Below are 14190 nucleotides of genomic sequence, written 5' to 3'. Positions count from 1 at the left end.
CCGCAATGACCCCACTCCCCCGTCCCCCCGACGTAGTTCGCTCGGCGTACGCCCAGCTGGTCGTGACCGACCTGCCCAAAGCCCGGTGGTTCTGGGTGGACATGCTCGGCTTCCACGTCCAGTACGAGGCCGCCGACTCGCTCTACCTGCGCGGCACCGACGAGTTGACCCACCACTCCCTCGTCTTGCGCCAGGGCGGCATCGCCGCCCTGGACCACATCTCCTACCGGCTGCGCGCCCCCGAGGACGTGGACCGGGCTGAGGACTACTTCCGTGCACTGGGCTGCCCGGTGCTCCGCGTACCGCGCGGCGAGGGCACCCACGGTGTCGGAGACGCGGTACGCGTGGTGGATCCGCTCGGCTTCCCTGTCGAGTTCTTCCATGAGATCGACCGCGCGGAACGGCTCATCCAGCGCTACGACCTGCGCCGCGGCGCGGAGATCGCCCGCCTGGACCACTTCAATATCTGCACCCCCGACATCCCTGCCGCCTACGCCCACTACAAGGCGCTCGGCTTCGGCTGCTCGGAGACCATCGAGGGCGACGAGCACGAGCTGTACGCGGCCTGGATGTACCGCAAGCAGACCGTCCACGACGTTGCCTTCACCGGCGGCGCCGGCCCCCGCCTGCACCATCTCGGTGTCGCCACTCACGAGTCCCACCAAGTGCTGCGCACCGCTGACCTGTTCGGCTCGGTCCGTAAGGAACACCACATCGAGCGCGGTCCCGGTCGGCACGGCGTCTCCAACGCCTTCTACCTCTACCTGCGGGACCCCGACGGCCACCGCGTGGAAATCTACACCTCCGACTACTACACCGGCGACCCCGACCACGAGACGTACCGCTGGAACGTCCACGACGACCGCCGTCGCGACTTCTGGGGCAACGCAGTCATCGAGTCCTGGTACAAGGAAGCCACGCCCGTCCTCGGCCTCGACGGCAACTCGCAACCGGTCACCGACACGATTCTCGACGAGTCCGCCGTACAGGTCGGCGCCGACGGCCTCGGCTGACATCCTCCCTGTCCCTACCTCCTCCCTCAAGAAACGAGCACCCAGATGAGCGCATACGACCGGGACTACGTGCCCTCCGAACAGTGGCCGACGCTCAATGTCCTCGACAGCAGCGGATTCGCCGCCTACAACATCCCCGAGAGCAACGCCTTGGACGGCCGCACCCTCACCCTGCACCTGGACTCCGCCGGCGAGATGCAGGTGCGATTCGCTGGCGGCGGACACGTGGAACTGGTGGAGTCGGGGGCCGTTTCTCGGCATACCGGCTCCGTCAAGGAGGTGGACACCGACCTGTTCCTCGCCCACTTCGTACGCGGTGACAACGAACTTGCCTCCGTGGTCCTCGTGCTGGATCTCGCAAGGGGCGTCGTGACGGTCGTGCGCAGCTCTCTCGTCCCCGGCCAGGCCAAGGGCGGTCTGTTCGCGGAGGAGGAAGTCGACGGCGGTGGCATCGACCGCGACACCACCGGGCGACACCTGCGCACCGACGAACTCGTCGGCCGGCGCGTGCAGTACGTCTACGGCCCTGACAACGCCTATGAGCACATCTACCTCAGCGAGAACGCCTACGCCTGGCAATGCCTCGCCGGAGCTGAGAAGGGTCTCGCCGACGTCGACCGCGCCCGCGTCTGGCGGATCCGCCCGGATATCTACCTGCTCACCTGGCAGGAGAAAGTCGTTCCCTGCGACGGCATCGTCATCCTCAACTTCCGCGCGAACCAGTCGACTGGCCGGATTTGGGGCTACGACACCGAGGCCAAGACGACCAACGCGATCGCCATGGGTGCCCGCGCCATCTTCCTCAACCAGACCGACCACGACCCGTCCACCTGGGCCGAGTGACCTGATGGACCTTCGGCTCAAGGACCGCGCCGTCGTCGTCACCGGCGGCGCCTCCGGGATCGGTGCCGCTTGCGCCGACGCGTTCCGCAAGGAAGGCGCGCGCGTCGCCATCGTCGACCGCGCACCCGGCTCCGATCGGCACGCTGACATTACCGACGAGGACCAGGTGCGTGCGGCCCTCGACGGCATCGCGGCCGATCTCGGCGGCATCGACGTCGTCGTATGCTGCGCCGGGATCTCCGGCCCGGTGGGCACCCTCGCTCCCGACGTGAGCGTGGCGGACTGGGACGCGGTGATGGCGGTCAACGTCAAAGGCGCGTTCTTGACTGTCAAGCACGCCGTGCCACATCTGAGAGGGGCTGCGGATGCAGCCGTGGTTCTGCTCGCCTCCGACTCGTCGATGCTGGCGTCAGAGGGCATGGCCCCCTACTGCGCGTCCAAGGGCGCCCTGCTCATGCTGGGTAAGGCACTGGCCACCGATCTCACTCCACACGGGATCCGCGTCAACTGCGTGTGCCCGAGCGTCGTGGACACGCCGATGTCCCGGACCGACATGGGTCGCGCCGACGGCTTCTCGGGCGTGGGCTACCCGGTGCAGACCTCCTCGGAGGTTGCCCGCCTGGTGCTCTTTCTGGCATCCCCCGCCTCCCGCCCGGTCAACGGAACCCACCTGTTGTCCGACTTCGCGATGTCGGCCAAGTCGGCCTTCCCCATGGACTGAGCATCCTGGCAGCGGACCTCCTCATCGATCTCGCCACACACGGTGGGGGCATGTACTCCATGTTCGATGCTCAGCACTTACGGGGAAACCCAGTTGCGACTGCTTCACCAGGAACACGGCGGCACCGCAGTACTCACATGCGTGCCGCAGACACATCCTCGTGCTGTGCATCGCCGCCAACACCGTCACACGCACCACTCCGATTGGCGCGGGCACACCCTCGACACTGGTGGTGACCCGGAGCAGGCCAGTCGTCTCGCCCGGCTCACCTCCAGGAACTCGACCACCAAAGTGCAAACGCCTTCGCCCGCCGACCGGTCACAATCCGGTCTGCGGGCGAAGGCGGGCTGGCAGGGTCAGAACATGGTGTTGTCGTTGGCCGACTTCTCCGGCACGGCCTGGGTCACGTCCCAGTGCTCGACGATCTTGCCTCGCTCCAGCCGGAAGATGTCGACAATCGCAGAACCGCGGTCCGTCGGTGAGGTGGTCTCGTGGGTGTGGATGTATACGAGGTCTCCATCGGCGGCCACCCGCTTGACATCCTCGTTCAACTGCGGGAACTGCGTGGTGTAGTCCTTGACGGCGGCGACGAACGCCTCCTTGCCGTCGGCGAAGCCCGGGCTGTGCTGGGTGTATGAGGCCCCGATGTAGCGGTCAGCGGCCTCCTGGGGCTTCTTTCGGTTGAACGCCAGGTTGATGAAGTCCAGCGCCACCTTCTTGTTGTGCGCCTCCGTCCACTCTGCGGAGCGGGTCTGCGACCCGCCGTGCCGTGACGCGGTGTTCTGGGTGGCGTACGCCGTGCCGCCCACGGCGATCACGGCGACAGATACACCGGCAACGAGGGTGAGCTTCTTGCGCTTCATTAATGGATCTCCTGGTGGTGGGGGGTGCTCGGATCGCTTGGGTAGAGGGTCCGCGTGGCTCAGTACGCGACGGTGATGCGGCGGCGAATCGCCGTGCTCTTCTCAGCCTCGTCGACTAGCGCGACCGCGTAGTCCTCGGCCGTGATGAAGCTGCTGCCGTCCGCGGCGGTCAGCAGATCGTCGCCGCCCAGGCGGAAAGTGCCGGTTCGTTCGCCGGGGGCGATCTCGTCGGCCGGGGAGACGTAGGTCCAGTCAAGGTCCTCTGCGTCAGCGCGAAGCAGACGCAGCACTTCACGCTGGGCAAGGGCCTCGGCCTTGTAGAGCAGGGGGAAGTCTGAGGTGTCGACCCGGTCACGGCCCGAGGCCGTCTTGAGGCTGCCAGCTCCTCCGACGACCACCAGGCGGCGTATGCCGGCGGTACGCAGCCCCGTGATCAAAGACTTGTACGTCGCGAGCAGCGGCGCGGTTGGGTCGGAGCCGTCGCGCGGCGGAGAGATGGCAGACACCACGACTGCGTGCCCGTTGGCGGCCTGGCCAACCTCGTCTGAGTCGGCGGCGTCCAGGGCAAGTACGGTCAGGGAGAGGTGGTCTGACAGGGCGTCAACTCGGCCTGAGCGGCTAGCAGCGGTGACCTGGTGTCCACGGTCAAGCGCTTCCGTGGCGATACGCGAGCCGATCATGCCGGTGGCACCGATCAGGAGAATGTTCACGGGTGGCTCCATTCCTACGTACTTCGAGGTTGCTTGGTCCTGCTGCGTTGTCGCGTTGTCAGCGCAGGATCTTGAAGGTGACCTTGGCCCGTTCCACCGTCTCCTGCAGGACACGGACCTGACCCGAGGCGCTCTTGTAGGCACCGGTGCCGCCCGTAATGGCGAACTGCTCGTCGAAGACAGGGTCAGTGGCCGAAAGCTTGGCCGTGCCCTCTGTCGTGATCTTGCCGCCCGGCAGCTCGTAGACGAACGTCAGCAACTCGGCGGTACGCGGCTTGGCATCGGTAGACGTACCGACGAAGCTGCTCCTCCCGAGCTTGCGGCCGTCACGACCGAGCAAGTCGCCGGTTCCGATCAATTGGTCACCGAGAGCGGAGCCGGCAGGAGCGACGTCAACCATGTTGATCGCCGTGCCCTTCTCGACGACTTCAATGGTGATCACATGCTCGCCATACACCGGGGACGCGGCGTCCGCCGTGGCGGGACCCAGGGCCAAGCCGACGGCGAAGGCGACGGAGGTGGCAACACCGAGCGCGGCGAGGCGCTTGTGCATGAGGAGGCTCCACATCTGCAGAGATAGACCCAAAAGCATCTGCCAACGCAGACAATATATCTGCACCCGCAGATATTGCAACGGCAGATTCTTCCGCCTGTATGCATCTGTCACCCTGGTGACATGAACGAACAGCTACTCAACGACGATGACGTGACGCTCTACGGTCTATTTGTTGAAGCGTTCACTCGCCTCAAGCCTCTGGTGCATCGCGATCTCGGAGTCCCCGACACCTGGTTCGAGGTACTCCTGCGACTGGGGCGTACACCCGGGCACCGACTGCGCATGACGGACCTGGCGGAGGCCGTGTCCTTCAGCTCGGGCGGGTTCACCCGCCTCGCCGACCGGATGGAAACGGAAGGTCTGATCCGCCGAGACCCCGACCCTGACGACCGGCGAGCCGCTCTCGCCGCACTCACCGACAAGGGCAGCGAGGCCCTGGACCGCGCCATGATCACCCACGTGGCGCATCTTCGCAGCCATGTCACCGGGCCTCTGGCGATACAGGACCGGATCAGCCTGGAACGTATCCTGCGCACGCTCCGGGACGCCAACGAATGATCCAGCGCACACCCGAACCATTCACGGCCGGCCAAAGGACCAGGTCCACCACGGTCCAGACGACGGCCAAGCAGGCAGGCTCACCGAGGACAGCCACGCCGGCTTGCGGACCAGGTTGTGGGTATGTGCAGTCCCGTATTCAGCGAAGGCCCCGCCTCACCGCTCGGAGCGTCACGCGCGGTCGGGATTGACCTCGTCGCGTCCAGCCGCGTCACAGTCGGGCCGGCCAAGAGCCGGTCCGCAGACACCCACGCCGCGCAGCACCCACAGGCCGGACATGTTCAGCAAGCAGGCCGTGCAACACACCCTGCCACACCCCCCCTTCCCCCCTAACACCCGCAGCGCACGTGACCCCGTTCACGGCGGGGGCCCTCCGCGCAACTTAGCGGCGGGCATGGGCGCCAACGGATCACCAAGCACGGCAGGCCCGGGTCGCACCCGCCGACGCAGGTCCGGCGCGCTCCACAGTTGCCGAATCCACTCCCTGGCGTCACGCACGGCTGCCGAGTTATGCCGCCACCAGTCAGCCTCGCACATGCGATGGTTAGCTTGAAAGTTCAATAACTATGTGCTTACGTAAGGCGCAGCAGGAACTTCAAATTTGGACTTCCCGGCTGGTCCGGTTGGCTTTTCGCCGCTTGCCCAGCAAGATCGGAGATGCGAGCACCATGCCCCTTGTCACCCGCAGGACCTTCACCACGACGCTCGTTGCCACCGCCCTCACCACTGCCGTAGCCATGCCCGCCACCGCGGCGACCCCGTCAGCCGCGACTGTGTGGTCCGCCGGTCACCCCACCGCTTCCGGCGACTACGAGAGCGCTCGCCTCAGGTACCAGCGGTCCGTCGCCGTCGATGTCATCAAGGGCTTGTTCGAGCGAGGAGACGCCGAGGTCGTCGACCGCTACGTGAGCGCGGACCTCATCCAGCACAGCCCGACGCTCCCCAACGGCGCCGAGGCGTTCAAGAAGCTCGGCGTCAGCCTCCACCACCAGTACCTCAACCTGAAGGTCGATGTCCGGCAGGTCATATCTGAGGGCGATCTGGTGCTCCTGCGCTCCCACATCACGCTGTCGCCGGAGGACCGCGGCAACGCCTTCTTCGACATCTACCGTTTCCAGGGCGGGAAGATCGTCGAGCACTGGGACGTGAACCAGGCCGTGCCAGCAACCTCGGTCAACGGCAACGACATGTTTTCCACCATCAGTCAGCCGCCGACCCAGCAACTGGGACCGCGATGGCTCACAGCGGCCAACAAGAAGCTGGTGACCGCCTACTTCGATCAGCTTCTCGTCCGCAAGGACGTGTCCGCGATCGACCGCTACGTCTCTTCCGACTACCACCAACACAACCCGACCGTCGCAGACGGCGCCGCCGCCACGAAGGACGCCATCGGGGGGTACTTCAAGCTGTACCCGCAGCTGACAGTCGAGCCCAAGCGAATCATCGCCCAAGGAGACCTGGTGGCCATCCACAGCCACTACACCAACGCACCCGGCGAGCGCGGTCAGGCGGTCGTCGACCTCTTCCGCGTACAGAACGGGAAGATCGTCGAGCACTGGGACTCGCTCCAAGACGTACCTGCGACCTCATCGAACAGCAACACCATGTTCTGAGGGGTACCGGAGCCGGACATACCAGGGAACGGCCGCCGAACGGCGGATGAGTGGCTTTAACGCTCTCGCGCGGCCCTATTTCCCGGCCCGAGTTGGACCAGCCCAAAACGGTCACGGGAAGTTCCGGCGTCAGCTGGCTCCGTCTGTCACCTGCTACGAACTCTCTGAGCGGGGCCGCCAGAGGCCGGAATCGAACGCTCGGATGGGTCCAGGTCAAGCCGGATTTTGTGGCGCCAACTGCACCGTTAAAGCCAGATGAGGCGTCGTGTGGAGCCGGGCCGTTCCGAGCGCGCGTCGGGCGTGGCGGACGCGGCGGGGCCATGACCTCGGCGCCCTCGCATCCCCCGGACCACGATGCCCTTCGGCGCCGGAGCGCAACAGCCCGGGACCAGCACGATGTCGCATCACTACGGGTGTCTGCGATCAGTGCTGGCGAGCCCCTTCTGCTGGACTGCCCAGTGGAACCCTCCCTCACGTTCCTCAACAGAGTTCGGATAGCGCGTGACGAATATGCCTTGTCGGCCAGTACAGCTTCCGGCGCGGTAGTGGCGCGGCCGATCGGCCGAGGCATTCGCAGGCGGTTGATGACCTGGATGAAGCCGAGCGCATCGCCTGACCGGCTGTGACGCGCCAAGACTGACTGGCCGCTCCTCATCTGCACACGCACTGACGACTACCAGTTCACCGTCGACGCTGACGTCCTGCGGGCCTACGAGGTGGGAGTGATCTGCGAGAAGCTGACTGAAGGCCGCAGGCCGATCACGGGCACGGTCACCCCGCATGCCGCACTCGCCCCGAGGACAAGTAGGTCCGCCACACGATCGCTCAGCTCAACTCTGTCGAGTCCACCCTCGACCTGATTGCCTGCACCCCGTCTCCACAGGGACGGGCATCAAGGGATCACGGGACGCGACAACGCCGTTATCCCTACGACACCAGCATCGCGGAGTGGGGTCTGCTGGAACCTCTACTGCCCACGCCTGCATGCCAGTTGTCCACTGGCGGTCACCCGGAGCAGTGGCCTCACCACGAGATCCTGGATGCCTTCCGGTATGTGGTGGACACGGACTGCAAGTGGCGGGCCCCGCCCGCGGACTTCCTGTTCTTCCAAACGGTCTTCGGCTTCGTCAGCCGGTGGCGCACGGCCGGCATTTTCAGCCTCATCCGCTACCAGCGGCACCTTCGCAGCTCCGTTGCTCGACGACCGGGATCACGAGCCTCGGCCAAGCTGTCCCCGCACCCTCCATCCGGCCAGATCAGACCGAAGATGGAAAAGGCCCACTCCTCCCTCCGCGTTCGCCAGGTTGAAAGGCGGGTTCTTACTGGTCACCCACCGACAACTCAGCACCTCGGAAGCCGCCATCAGTCCGTCTGCTGTGCCCTGTACCGCTCAGAGGGCGGCAGTAGCAACACCTCCAAGGCGCGGGTACATGCCCGTGCCTGCGTGAGGAACCATTCCAAGCGTTCCGCCGTGATCAAGTCTGGCGTTCCTCGGACCGCGAGCGCGAACCGCGCCGACTCCATGTGATCCAGCACGGGAACGGCGATGGTGAGGATGCCCTGCGCAGACTCTCCAACATTGAGCGCGTAGCACTGGTCGCGTACCCGCTCCAACTCCGCCGCCAAGAGGTCGCGGCGCACGATGGTGCGGTCGGTGAAGGCATACAAAGGAGGCAGCGACTCCGCCGTGCCGTCACCCGGACGGGGCCACGCCAGCAGGACCTTGCCCAGCGCTGTGGAGTGCAATGGCCTGCGCAGCCCGACCTTTGGAGTGACTGAACCGCCCGCCACTATCACTGCATGAGGCCCGCTGCGCAGGGCCAGGTCGGCGGTGGCACCGGTCCGTTGGGAGAGATCAGCCAGTTCGGGCGAGGCGAGGTGCAGCCCGCGTTGGTGATAGGAGAGGCGCCCCAGTTCGGTCACGGCAGGACCGAGCCGATACCGGGCCGTTCGGGGATCCTGTTCCAGGAACCCCTCCCCCAGCAAGGCACGAGCCAACCTGTGCGCCGTCGACGTGGACAGTGTCAGCCTGCGGGCGATCTCCGCTGCGCTGAGATCCGGGGTGTTGTCGTGGAAGGAATGCAGGATGTCCAGTGCGCGCCGCACCGCCTGCGCGCCGACGACAGAACTCTGTTCCGCCATTCCGCTATTACCCCCACGCTGCCGTCTCAGTCGGCCCCTTGGTTGCCAGACTCCAACCACGCCCGCTGGAGGCCCCCGACCTGGCTGACCCTCCCATATTGCGGGACACGGATGCGTTGGTCCTGACGTGTTGAAACCAGCTGTTCACACTCACTCCCACATGATGGGACGTTGCTTGCCGCGTGCTTCGCGTCCGTGTCAGGCTGCAGGCACGCTGCCGAAACAGGTCCGATGGCCACCGCCGTCCTAGGGGGATTCCGTGCGCGACATCACCGCCGTCCTCCTGACCGTGCGTCGGCACATTGATCTGGCCCGTGTTTCGAGCGCTGCGTGTCGCTGATCCGTCCGGCCCGTCGCGAACTTACGTAATCCGTCGGCTCACTCCGTCTCTTGTACGGAACCGTCCGTCAGTGTCGGCACCAGCTGACGAGCACCCACCCTGGTCATCTCTGTGCTGCCTGCCGAAGCCGCACTGGCTACCGCACCCGCTCAAGATCGAGTCGGACTGTCGGTACGGACTTCGCCCTGGGTCTCGCCTTCACTGATCTCGTCAGGAGCAGGCGGTTTCCCCCGCAGCCCTCCCCGCCCCCGCCCGCCGCCCTGCAGCCGCCATCGGCCGGGCAGCCTTCGGAGAAGGACCCATGCCACCCACGCCCACGCCCGAAACTCTGTGGTTCACCCGCTGTCCGGTGCCCACCGCGACCGGCATCGCCGCCGACCGACACTGGCTCTCCGAGGAATTCGCCCCGGACGGCATAACCGTACGGTCACTCCAGGACGCCGCCGAGGACGTGGACGCCGAGATACGCGGCACCCACTACACGCACGCACTGCGTGCCCTGATACGGGAGGGCGGCAACGTGCCCGCGCTGTGGGCCCGTTCACGCGGCGAGTCGACCCGGTTGATCGGCCTTACCTGGATCGAGGAACGGCAGTGCATCCTGGTGGCGCCGGGTTCCGGCATCCGGGGAGCCTCCGCACTGCGGGGACTGCGTCTCGCCCTGCCCCATCACCCCATCGCCATCGACTTCTGGCGGGCCATGGCCGTACGTGGCTTTGAGGGTGCCCTCGCCTCGGCGGGATACGCACTGTCCGACGCTGTATCGGTCGACGTGCCCGCTGACGGTCACACCGGTCAGTGGTCCGCTGTGCTGGCCGCTCTCGCCCGAGGTGACGTCGATGCCGTCTATGTCAAGGGCGCGCTCGCCGTCGAAGCGGCCCGGCGTGCCGGTGCAGAGGTTGCCGTCGAACTCGATGAACTGCCCGACCGCGTACACCGCGTGAACAACGGCACGCCGCGGCCCATCACTGTGCACCAGCGTTTGCTCGACGACCATCCCGACCTCGTCGACCGGTTCCTCGCCGTACTCCTGCGCGCCGCCGACTGGGCTGCGGATCAGCCGGCCGAAGTGGCCCGCATCCTCGGTTCCGAAACCGGCGCCAGCGCTGAGGGCGTCAGCGGCGCGTATCGGCCGGGCACCCACCGCGCGCTGCACCCTGACCTGTCCGAGGACCGGCTTGACCTGCTCCACCTGCAGTCCACGGCCCTGCACCGCCACGGTTTCCTGCCCGAACCCGTTGACGTGGGCGGCTGGGCCGACCGAGGCCCCCTGCACCGTGCCCGCCTGCGCATCGGCACGACCCCCGTACTCACCCCTTCCAGAACCCCGTAGGACCGCCATGAGCATCCGCAGACTCGTCCCCGCCGCACTGGCCGCCACCACCCTGCTCGTCGCCTTGACGGGTTGCGGTACCTCGCAGGCGGACAGCCGCACCAGCAGTGCTGGCACCGTGACCATACGCATCCCCGACCCCGGCAACTCCGGTGTACTGGCCCTCGGTAAGAAGGACGGCTCACTCGCCAAGGCGCTGGCCAAGGTGCACGCCCAGGTCGCCTGGACCGGCAGCGACGGCCCCTTCGCACCGGCCGCGCAAGCCCTCAACGCCAACCAGCTCGACATCGCCACCGCCTCCATTACGTCCGGCATCACCGCCCTCTCCCAGAAGCCGGGGTTCGAGTTCTTCACCGCGACCACCCCCGATCCCGTAGGCGAGGGCGTCCTCGTCAAGAAGGATTCAGGTATCACCTCCGTCAAGGACCTGGTCGGCAAGAAGGTCGCGGTCAACCAGGGTGGCACCGGCGAGTACCTGCTACTCAAGGCACTGGCCCAGGCGGGAGTGCCAGCTGGCAAGGTCAAGCGCGTGTACCTGCGCCCCGACCAGACCGCTGCGGTGTTCAACTCGGGCCAGGTCGACGCCTGGGCAGTGTGGTCGACGTACGCGGTGGCCGAGATCGGCTCGGGCAAGGCACGCTTCCTCGCCGACGGACAGGCGATCGGCTCCGACAACTACACCCTCACCACTGTCCGGACCGCCTTCGCTCAGCGGCACCCTGCGGTGGTCAAGGCGCTCTACCAGTACCTCCACGACGGCAGTGTCAGGCAGAAGCGGGACCCGGCCGCCTATCTGAACGTCAACACCGGCACCGGACCGCAGGCCGTCACCGGTGCGGCCCGGCGGGTACAGATCGAGTTCACCGGCGAGGGCGGCACCGTCGAGCCCGTCACCAACGCCGACACCGAACGGTTCAAGAAGGTCGCACGGTTCTACGCAGACCAGAAGGTCACGCGTACCGAGGTCGACATCGCCGCCCACCTCCTCGACGTCACAACCCTGTCATGACCGCCGCCGAACCCGTCCTTGCGGCCGCTCCCCGGCCCCGGGAAACGGTCACGGCGCGGGCGGCCGCACCGCGCCCCCGGCCCCGCGGATACACAGTGACCGTACGAGCCCTGGGACCGCTGCTCCTGCTGGCCCTGTGGTGGGCCGCGTCCGCGACCGGAGCGCTCACCCCGGATGTCCTCGCCTCGCCTGCGGGCGTGATCCGCGCCACCGGTGAGTTGTGGGGAAACGGCCAGTTGCCCGACGCGCTCGTCACCTCGCTGACCCGCGCCGTGACCGGACTGCTCCTCGGGCTGGTCACCGGACTCACCCTGGGTGTCGTCACCGGTTTCACCCGGCTGGGCGACGAGCTCCTCGACTCCCCGATCCAGGCCCTGCGCACCGTTCCGTTCCTGTCCTTGGTACCGCTGTTCATGGTGTGGTTCGGCATCAACGAGATCGCCAAGGTCCTGCTGATCGCCGTCGCGACGACCTTCCCCATGTACGTCTCCACTGTCGGCGGGGTCCGCAACGCCGACCCGAAGCTGGTCGAGGCGATGCGCAGCTTCGGCATGGGCCGGCTCGCGATCGTGCGCGAGGTGGTCCTGCCGGGGGCACTGCCCTCGCTCCTGTCCGGTCTGCGGCTGTCCATGACGCTCAGCGTGATCGCGCTGATCGCCGCGGAGGAGATCAACGCCACGGCGGGCATCGGGTACCTGATGGCGCAGGCACAGAGCTACGCCCGCACCGACGTCCTCGCGGTGTGCATCCTGGTCTACGGGCTGTTCGGACTGCTCGCCGACGCCTTCGTTCGGCTGCTGGAACGCATCCTCATGCCCTGGCGGAGGGCGGGCCGATGACCGACGCCGTCGAAGTCCGCGCGCTGCGCAAGGCGTTCGGTGGCCGCACCGTCCTCGACGGTCTCGATCTGGCCATCAGGGAGGGCGAGTTCGTCGCCCTCCTGGGCGCCAGCGGCAGCGGCAAGACCACCCTGCTGCGTATTCTCGGCTCGCTGGACGGTCCCGACACGGGCGAGGTCGTGGTCCCCCGGGCCCGCACGGCTGTCTTCCAGGAACCCCGGCTGATCCCCTCCAAACGGGTCCTGGCCAATGTCACCGTCGCGCTTCCGCGCGGCGCGGCGGACCGCGGCCAGCGCGCCCTCGCCGAGGTCGGCCTGGCGGACCACGCCCGGGCATGGCCGGGCACCCTCTCCGGCGGTGAGGCACAGCGCGTCGCCCTCGCCCGTGCCTTGGTCCGGGAGCCCGAACTCCTGCTGCTCGACGAACCGTTCGCGGCCCTGGACGCACTGACCCGGCTGCGGATGCACGATCTCGTCAGCCGGCTGTGCCGGATCCACCGGCCGGCCGTGCTGCTCGTCACCCACGACGTCGAGGAGGCCGTACGCCTCGCGGACCGCGTCTGCGTGCTGCGCGAGGGACGGATCGTCACCGACGAGTCCGTAGGCCTTCCCCACCCCCGCGATCCGGGCGATCCAGCCTTCGCCGCTCTGCGCCGGCGTCTGCTGAGCGACCTCGGCGTGCCCGCACCCGAACCGAACACGCCCGCCACCGGGCCCGCCTCGGCCTCCACCGTCGATGCCCTTGAAACCGGGCTTGAAATAGGAGCCAGTTGAATGACCATCACCATCGGGGTACACCACAGCAACCCCACCCTCTACTACCTCTCCCGCCTCGGCTTCGCCGCCGAGGAACTGACCGCGGTGGGCGAGACAGCGGCCTTCCACTCCTACACCGACGGGGTGCGCACCGGGCAGTTGCTGGCCGAAGGGGTCATCGACTTCGGCGGTACCGGATCGACTCCGCCCGTGACGGCCCAGGCCGCGGGTCACGACATCGTCTACACGGCCGTGTCGGCGCCCCGGCCCGGCCACGGCGCCCTCCTGGTCTCGGACGACAGCTCCGTGCGGACCGTGGCCGACCTCAAGGGAACCACCGTCCACCTGGCGATCGGCTCCTGGCAGACGCACCTGGTCGCCAAGGCCCTTGATGACGCCGGTCTGTCGTACGCCACCGATGTCACCGCCGTACGCGGCGGGCCAGGCAGCGAGCAGCTGCTGCGCTCGGGCGCCATCGCGGCCTGGGTCGCGCAGGGCCCCGAGCTGGCGGCTGCCTTGCGCACCGGAGGCGTGCGGGTGCTGATCCCCACCGGTGACGTCATCACCGACCGGTCGGTGTTCTTCACCCGCCGGGACCTGGCCGAGGACCGGCCGGAGGTGGTCGAAGCCCTGGTACGCGCGCTGCGGCGGGCGGACGCGTGGGCCGAGGCGCACCTTGGCGAAGCCGCCGCGATCGCCGCCGGCGACCAGGGCGGGACGGTGGACGACTGGGAGACGGCGCTGCGCGCCCTGCCCTGGCGCATCGAGGAGGTGAGCGAGGAGTTCCTCGCCGAACAGCAGCGGGCGGCCGACGTCTTCGTGCGGACCGGCTTCGTCGACCGGCCGGTGACGGTGGCCGACGCCGTCGCACGGCAGCACTGAGGGGCGGCTTACC

15 protein-coding genes and 1 pseudogene are annotated in these 14190 nt (G+C 67.4%); 12 read left to right on the top strand and 4 right to left on the bottom strand.

The genetic code is table 11. The annotated features are described in order from the left end of the window. Window positions 1–5 precede the first annotated feature (5 nt). Genes hpaD through ACIQPR_RS45735 form a run of 3 tightly spaced genes read left to right on the top strand, consistent with a single transcriptional unit; the run spans window position 6 to window position 2577 of the window. On the top strand, window positions 6–1013 hold the full coding sequence (gene hpaD, locus ACIQPR_RS45745) for a 3,4-dihydroxyphenylacetate 2,3-dioxygenase (RefSeq protein WP_403662546.1): 1008 nt from the start codon (window positions 6–8) through the stop codon (window positions 1011–1013). Window positions 1014–1058: 45 nt separating this feature from the next. Then, window positions 1059–1856, top strand: a complete 798-nt coding sequence (locus ACIQPR_RS45740) for a MoaF C-terminal domain-containing protein (RefSeq protein WP_403662543.1) — start codon at window positions 1059–1061, stop codon at window positions 1854–1856. Window positions 1857–1860: 4 nt separating this feature from the next. Further along, window positions 1861–2577, top strand: a complete 717-nt coding sequence (locus tag ACIQPR_RS45735) for an SDR family NAD(P)-dependent oxidoreductase (RefSeq protein WP_403662540.1) — start codon at window positions 1861–1863, stop codon at window positions 2575–2577. Between the two features lie 356 nt (window positions 2578–2933). Here the strand turns inward: ACIQPR_RS45735 and ACIQPR_RS45730 are convergent, their stop codons facing one another. Genes ACIQPR_RS45730 through ACIQPR_RS45720 form a run of 3 tightly spaced genes read right to left on the bottom strand, consistent with a single transcriptional unit; the run spans window position 2934 to window position 4703 of the window. After that, window positions 2934–3440, bottom strand: a complete 507-nt coding sequence (locus ACIQPR_RS45730; RefSeq protein WP_403662537.1) for an ester cyclase — start codon at window positions 3438–3440, stop codon at window positions 2934–2936. Window positions 3441–3499: 59 nt separating this feature from the next. Then, window positions 3500–4150, bottom strand: a complete 651-nt coding sequence (locus ACIQPR_RS45725) for an NAD(P)-dependent oxidoreductase (RefSeq protein WP_403662534.1) — start codon at window positions 4148–4150, stop codon at window positions 3500–3502. Between the two features lie 58 nt (window positions 4151–4208). Beyond that, a complete protein-coding gene (locus tag ACIQPR_RS45720) occupies window positions 4209–4703 on the bottom strand; it encodes a hypothetical protein (RefSeq protein WP_403662531.1) in 495 nt (164 codons plus the stop codon). A gap of 123 nt (window positions 4704–4826) precedes the next feature. Here ACIQPR_RS45720 and ACIQPR_RS45715 point away from each other — a divergent pair, with 123 nt between their 5' ends. From ACIQPR_RS45715 to ACIQPR_RS45705, 3 genes and pseudogenes are all read left to right on the top strand, one after another. After that, window positions 4827–5264, top strand: a complete 438-nt coding sequence (locus ACIQPR_RS45715; RefSeq protein ID WP_403662528.1) for a MarR family winged helix-turn-helix transcriptional regulator — start codon at window positions 4827–4829, stop codon at window positions 5262–5264. Window positions 5265–5932: 668 nt separating this feature from the next. Continuing rightward, complete coding sequence (locus tag ACIQPR_RS45710) at window positions 5933–6877, top strand: nuclear transport factor 2 family protein (protein WP_403662525.1); 945 nt, start codon at window positions 5933–5935, stop codon at window positions 6875–6877. An 820-nt stretch (window positions 6878–7697) separates the two neighbouring features. Then, window positions 7698–8024: pseudogene (locus ACIQPR_RS45705) on the top strand (transposase); the annotation flags it as partial. 215 nt (window positions 8025–8239) lie between these two features. Here ACIQPR_RS45705 and ACIQPR_RS45700 read toward each other — a convergent pair. Beyond that, window positions 8240–9019, bottom strand: a complete 780-nt coding sequence (locus tag ACIQPR_RS45700) for an IclR family transcriptional regulator (protein WP_403662522.1) — start codon at window positions 9017–9019, stop codon at window positions 8240–8242. Between the two features lie 259 nt (window positions 9020–9278). On the opposite strand from ACIQPR_RS45700, the gene ACIQPR_RS45695 reads away from it, so the two are divergent. The 6 genes from ACIQPR_RS45695 to ACIQPR_RS45670 all read left to right on the top strand — a co-directional run bounded on the left by ACIQPR_RS45695 (window position 9279) and on the right by ACIQPR_RS45670 (window position 14177). After that, window positions 9279–9359, top strand: a complete 81-nt coding sequence (locus ACIQPR_RS45695) for a putative leader peptide (protein WP_403662827.1) — start codon at window positions 9279–9281, stop codon at window positions 9357–9359. A gap of 301 nt (window positions 9360–9660) precedes the next feature. After that, entirely contained in the window at window positions 9661–10692 is a 1032-nt protein-coding gene (locus tag ACIQPR_RS45690) for an ABC transporter substrate-binding protein (RefSeq protein ID WP_403662519.1), read from the top strand. Window positions 10693–10699: 7 nt separating this feature from the next. Then, window positions 10700–11701: an NrtA/SsuA/CpmA family ABC transporter substrate-binding protein gene (locus ACIQPR_RS45685; protein ID WP_403662516.1), complete on the top strand. Its 1002-nt coding sequence runs from the start codon at window positions 10700–10702 to the stop codon at window positions 11699–11701. Continuing rightward, window positions 11698–12540, top strand: a complete 843-nt coding sequence (locus ACIQPR_RS45680; RefSeq protein WP_403662513.1) for an ABC transporter permease — start codon at window positions 11698–11700, stop codon at window positions 12538–12540. The genes ACIQPR_RS45685 and ACIQPR_RS45680 overlap by 4 nt, the downstream gene beginning before the upstream one ends. Beyond that, window positions 12537–13313, top strand: coding sequence for an ABC transporter ATP-binding protein (locus ACIQPR_RS45675; RefSeq protein ID WP_403662511.1), 777 nt, complete (start codon window positions 12537–12539; stop codon window positions 13311–13313). Before ACIQPR_RS45680 ends, ACIQPR_RS45675 begins: the two co-directional genes overlap by 4 nt. Then, a complete protein-coding gene (locus tag ACIQPR_RS45670) occupies window positions 13314–14177 on the top strand; it encodes an ABC transporter substrate-binding protein (RefSeq protein ID WP_403662508.1) in 864 nt (287 codons plus the stop codon). Window positions 14178–14190 lie beyond the last annotated feature (13 nt).

Origin of the sequence: Streptomyces sp. NPDC091280, assembly GCF_044768565.1 — a bacterium.
Taxonomy (GTDB): domain Bacteria; phylum Actinomycetota; class Actinomycetes; order Streptomycetales; family Streptomycetaceae; genus Streptomyces.
This window is presented reverse-complemented; position numbering and strand designations above follow the sequence as displayed.

What these genes read in the sequence shown, in the direction of transcription:
- hpaD (WP_403662546.1), top strand. Translation starts at nt 6, where the DNA reads ATGACCCCACTCCCCCGTCCCCCCGACGTAGTTCGCTCGGCGTACGCC.
- ACIQPR_RS45740 (WP_403662543.1), top strand. Translation starts at nt 1,059, where the DNA reads ATGAGCGCATACGACCGGGACTACGTGCCCTCCGAACAGTGGCCGACG.
- ACIQPR_RS45735 (WP_403662540.1), top strand. Translation starts at nt 1,861, where the DNA reads ATGGACCTTCGGCTCAAGGACCGCGCCGTCGTCGTCACCGGCGGCGCC.
- ACIQPR_RS45730 (WP_403662537.1), bottom strand. Translation starts at nt 3,440, where the DNA reads ATGAAGCGCAAGAAGCTCACCCTCGTTGCCGGTGTATCTGTCGCCGTG.
- ACIQPR_RS45720 (WP_403662531.1), bottom strand. Translation starts at nt 4,703, where the DNA reads ATGCACAAGCGCCTCGCCGCGCTCGGTGTTGCCACCTCCGTCGCCTTC.
- ACIQPR_RS45715 (WP_403662528.1), top strand. Translation starts at nt 4,827, where the DNA reads ATGAACGAACAGCTACTCAACGACGATGACGTGACGCTCTACGGTCTA.
- ACIQPR_RS45710 (WP_403662525.1), top strand. Translation starts at nt 5,933, where the DNA reads ATGCCCCTTGTCACCCGCAGGACCTTCACCACGACGCTCGTTGCCACC.
- ACIQPR_RS45700 (WP_403662522.1), bottom strand. Translation starts at nt 9,019, where the DNA reads ATGGCGGAACAGAGTTCTGTCGTCGGCGCGCAGGCGGTGCGGCGCGCA.
- ACIQPR_RS45690 (WP_403662519.1), top strand. Translation starts at nt 9,661, where the DNA reads ATGCCACCCACGCCCACGCCCGAAACTCTGTGGTTCACCCGCTGTCCG.
- ACIQPR_RS45685 (WP_403662516.1), top strand. Translation starts at nt 10,700, where the DNA reads ATGAGCATCCGCAGACTCGTCCCCGCCGCACTGGCCGCCACCACCCTG.
- ACIQPR_RS45680 (WP_403662513.1), top strand. Translation starts at nt 11,698, where the DNA reads ATGACCGCCGCCGAACCCGTCCTTGCGGCCGCTCCCCGGCCCCGGGAA.
- ACIQPR_RS45675 (WP_403662511.1), top strand. Translation starts at nt 12,537, where the DNA reads ATGACCGACGCCGTCGAAGTCCGCGCGCTGCGCAAGGCGTTCGGTGGC.
- ACIQPR_RS45670 (WP_403662508.1), top strand. Translation starts at nt 13,314, where the DNA reads ATGACCATCACCATCGGGGTACACCACAGCAACCCCACCCTCTACTAC.